Genomic DNA, 2,835 nt, shown 5'->3' with positions numbered 1-2,835 from the left:
GCCGCTGCAGATGCGAGACGATGCTCAGTCAGCGGCGGTGGGTGGGGCTGCCGCCAGACCGCCGGTCTTCACCGAACCATCAGAAGTCCCCCCCCCCCCCCCCCCCCCCCCCCCCCCCCCCCCCCCCCCCCCCCCCCCCCCCCCCCCCCCCCCCCCCCCCCCCCCCCCCCCCCCCCCCCCCCCCCCCCCCCCCCCCCCCCCCCCCCCCCCCCCCCCCCCCCCCCCCCCCCCCCCCCCCCCCCCCCCCCCCCCCCCCCCCCCCCCCCCCCCCCCCCCCCCCCCCCCCCCCCCCCCCCCCCCCCCCCCCCCCCCCCCCCCCCCCCCCCCCCCCCCCCCCCCCCCCCCCCCCCCCCCCCCCCCCCCCCCCCCCCCCCCCCCCCCCCCCCCCCCCCCCCCCCCCCCCACATCTACCGCGATCTCAACTCTTTTGTTGATCTGCCGTACACACCGCAGCAGATGCGAGATGATGCTCAGTCAGCGCCGGTGGGTGGGGCTGCCGCCAGACCGCCGCTCTTCACCGAACCATCGGACGCGCCGGCTCAGCCGTCAGACATCTACGGCGGTCTTGCGTCATTGGTGCATCTGGATGCGCCCACGCCGTCCGAGTTGCGCGACGATGCTCACTTTGCGCCGGCGCCGGCTGCCAGGGCTCGCTCAGACGCCTACCGCGGTTTTCCATTGGTCGATCTGACTGCGCCCACGCCGCCCGAATCACGTGACGATGCTAATTCTGTACGCCCGTTTCCGAGCACCTCCGCTAATGCTCAGATCGGGGCTTTAGATCCGACAGTCTCGTCTCACGGCCACGGGCTGGTGCTCGATGACACAGAATGGCTGGGCGACCAGCATATCGACAGGGATTACGGGCTCCAGGAGCAGGATTTGCAGAGGAACGATCCGGATCTCGCCGCCCGGACGCGGTTCGTGAATCCCCTCATCGCCCTAAATTATCTGCGCTCTAACGACGATGGCGTCGTGCTAACCGAGTTCCAGCGCATCGTCTATGACGATAATGGTAATGATACAGCCGACTTCCTGTTCCTGCCCGTGATTAATGGCAATCCTGAAGATCCTAATAGCCGCGGCAACCATTGGTCGCTCCTGTTCGTCGATCGCAGCGACCGGGGGCGGCCGGTCGCCTATCACTACGATTCCTACGGCGGACTCAACAACAGAGATGCAGAACATCTCGCAAGAAGGCTGAACCTCCCCCTGGAGCTAGCCGTCATGGCCCAGCAGCAGAACACTTATGATTGCGGCGTCTTTGTCGTGGACGGCACGCGGGAGCTGGTTAGGCGATTGGCGCAAGGACGGGAGCCAGACCTGCGGAATCTCAGCGACGTCGGTGCCAATCGGCAGGCATTGCAGATCCGACTCAGGGGCTGATGTCGCCGTGGGCGGATAGCTCAGGCTGGAGCGGCAACGCCGACGGCCTGGGCCTCGGGCACGAAGGACCGGAATCAGGCCGCCGCCCAGCAACACAGCCCGGCGCAGCCATCCGGCGAGCGCAGTCTGGGGAAGGTATCCACTCGGCGTAGGCCGCAGGGTTACCGCCTGAGCAGTCCAGGGTTCTCTTTGTAGAACCTGATCAGCTCGATGAGGTTTTCGATTCCAAAGTCGGTGAACGCCTGGATGCCGTGTTCTCCGACGCCATAGACCCAGATGACGCCGTCCTCGATCTCCATTTCGTTGGCGATGTCCCACAGCCAATCTTCGTCTTCGCCGAGGTCTTTCGCGACCTGGGTGATGGTGGTGACGTGATGGACCTTGTTGACGTGCGTGGTCATGCCGCTCGAGCGGAGAGTGCTGATGCCGGCGTCCAATTCCAGGGCAGAAGTTCGTCCAGCCGACGAGCCGGATGGGCGGCAATGCGGGCGAGGATATCGGCGAGCCAGGCCTGCGGGTCGATGCCGTTCATTTTCGCCGTTTATGCCGCCCGCCGAACTATGCCGAGTCGGGTCGTTTTCCCCAGATTTCTCGCTGACCGGCGTTTGGTCGGTTCGGCATAGTTCGTTCTGTGCCTCCGCTTTCAACAGCGGAGAACAGGAAGATGGAAGTTGAAGAGTACTTGGGCAGAAGCCGGCTGTACCGGCGTCTCAGAGCCGGGCCGCACGGACAGTTCGTCGAGCGCTACGCCGCTCGTCTCGTCGAACAGAGGCTCGTTCGGCACGGCACGTGGCGTTGCCTCAACGTGGTTGGCGGGCTCCTGAGTTGGATCGCGGGGCCGTCGCTACAAGCTGGTCGATCTCGATGAGCAGGTCGTTGAGCGGTGCCTCCGACATCGAGGCGGGAGGCAGTCTATCCAACCCGGTGACCGAGCTGCGCTCAAGCGATGGCTGTCAGTGCTGCGCGAGGAAGGCGCGATCGCGCCGTTGGTGCTACCGCCTCTCACCCCGAACGAACGGATCTTCGAGGAGTTCGATGCCTACCTGCGATCAGAGCGCGGCTTGGCCCCGAGGTCCATCGTCCGCCATCTCCCAGTCATCCGCAGGTTCCTGCACGAGGTGTGCTCCGGCGGCGCCGGCGCCCTGTGCAAGATCAGCCAAGAGGACGTGATCCGCTACGTTGAACGCCACTCCCAGGATTGGAGCCCGGGAACAGGCAAGGCGATGTGCTGGTCGTTGCGTGCCTTTCTCCGTTACCTCCACCATCGGGGGCTGAACTCGCGCTCGTTGGCGGATTGCGTTCCATCGATGCGCCGATGGAAGCTCGCAACTCTACCGACCTATCTGCCTGCCGCTCAGGTGCGGAAGGCTCTCGACGGTTGCGACCGAGAGAGACGGTGATGGGACGGCGCGACTACGCCATTCTGTTGTTGCTGGCCAAGCTTATGGC

Annotated in this window: 3 protein-coding genes and 1 pseudogene; 2 read left to right on the top strand and 2 right to left on the bottom strand. The window is 66.3% G+C overall.

The window, feature by feature from the left end; translation table 11 throughout:
- The first annotated feature begins 576 nt into the window (after positions 1-576).
- Positions 577-1,386, top strand: a complete 810-nt coding sequence (locus tag WN73_RS09385) for a hypothetical protein (RefSeq protein WP_442868752.1) — start codon at positions 577-579, stop codon at positions 1,384-1,386.
- A 161-nt stretch (positions 1,387-1,547) separates the two neighbouring features.
- On the opposite strand, the gene WN73_RS09380 is transcribed toward WN73_RS09385, so the two are convergent.
- Together WN73_RS09380 and WN73_RS09375 are read right to left on the bottom strand one after the other, a co-directional pair.
- Positions 1,548-1,787 (bottom strand): hypothetical protein, encoded by a 240-nt coding sequence (locus WN73_RS09380; RefSeq protein WP_097669996.1) that lies wholly within the window; start codon positions 1,785-1,787, stop codon positions 1,548-1,550.
- Positions 1,784-1,927: pseudogene (locus tag WN73_RS09375) on the bottom strand (transposase domain-containing protein); the annotation flags it as partial. The gene WN73_RS09380 and the pseudogene WN73_RS09375, both read right to left, overlap by 4 nt.
- Before the next feature lie 415 nt (positions 1,928-2,342).
- On the opposite strand from WN73_RS09375, the gene WN73_RS44545 reads away from it, so the two are divergent.
- Complete coding sequence (locus tag WN73_RS44545) at positions 2,343-2,786, top strand: site-specific integrase (RefSeq protein WP_442870058.1); 444 nt, start codon at positions 2,343-2,345, stop codon at positions 2,784-2,786.
- Positions 2,787-2,835: the final 49 nt, after the last annotated feature.

Origin of the sequence: Bradyrhizobium sp. CCBAU 45394 (assembly GCF_028128655.1) — a bacterium.
GTDB classification, from domain to species: domain Bacteria; phylum Pseudomonadota; class Alphaproteobacteria; order Rhizobiales; family Xanthobacteraceae; genus Bradyrhizobium; species Bradyrhizobium diazoefficiens.
The sequence above is the reverse complement of the archived record's forward strand: the minus strand, read 5'-3'. Positions and strand labels throughout refer to the sequence as shown.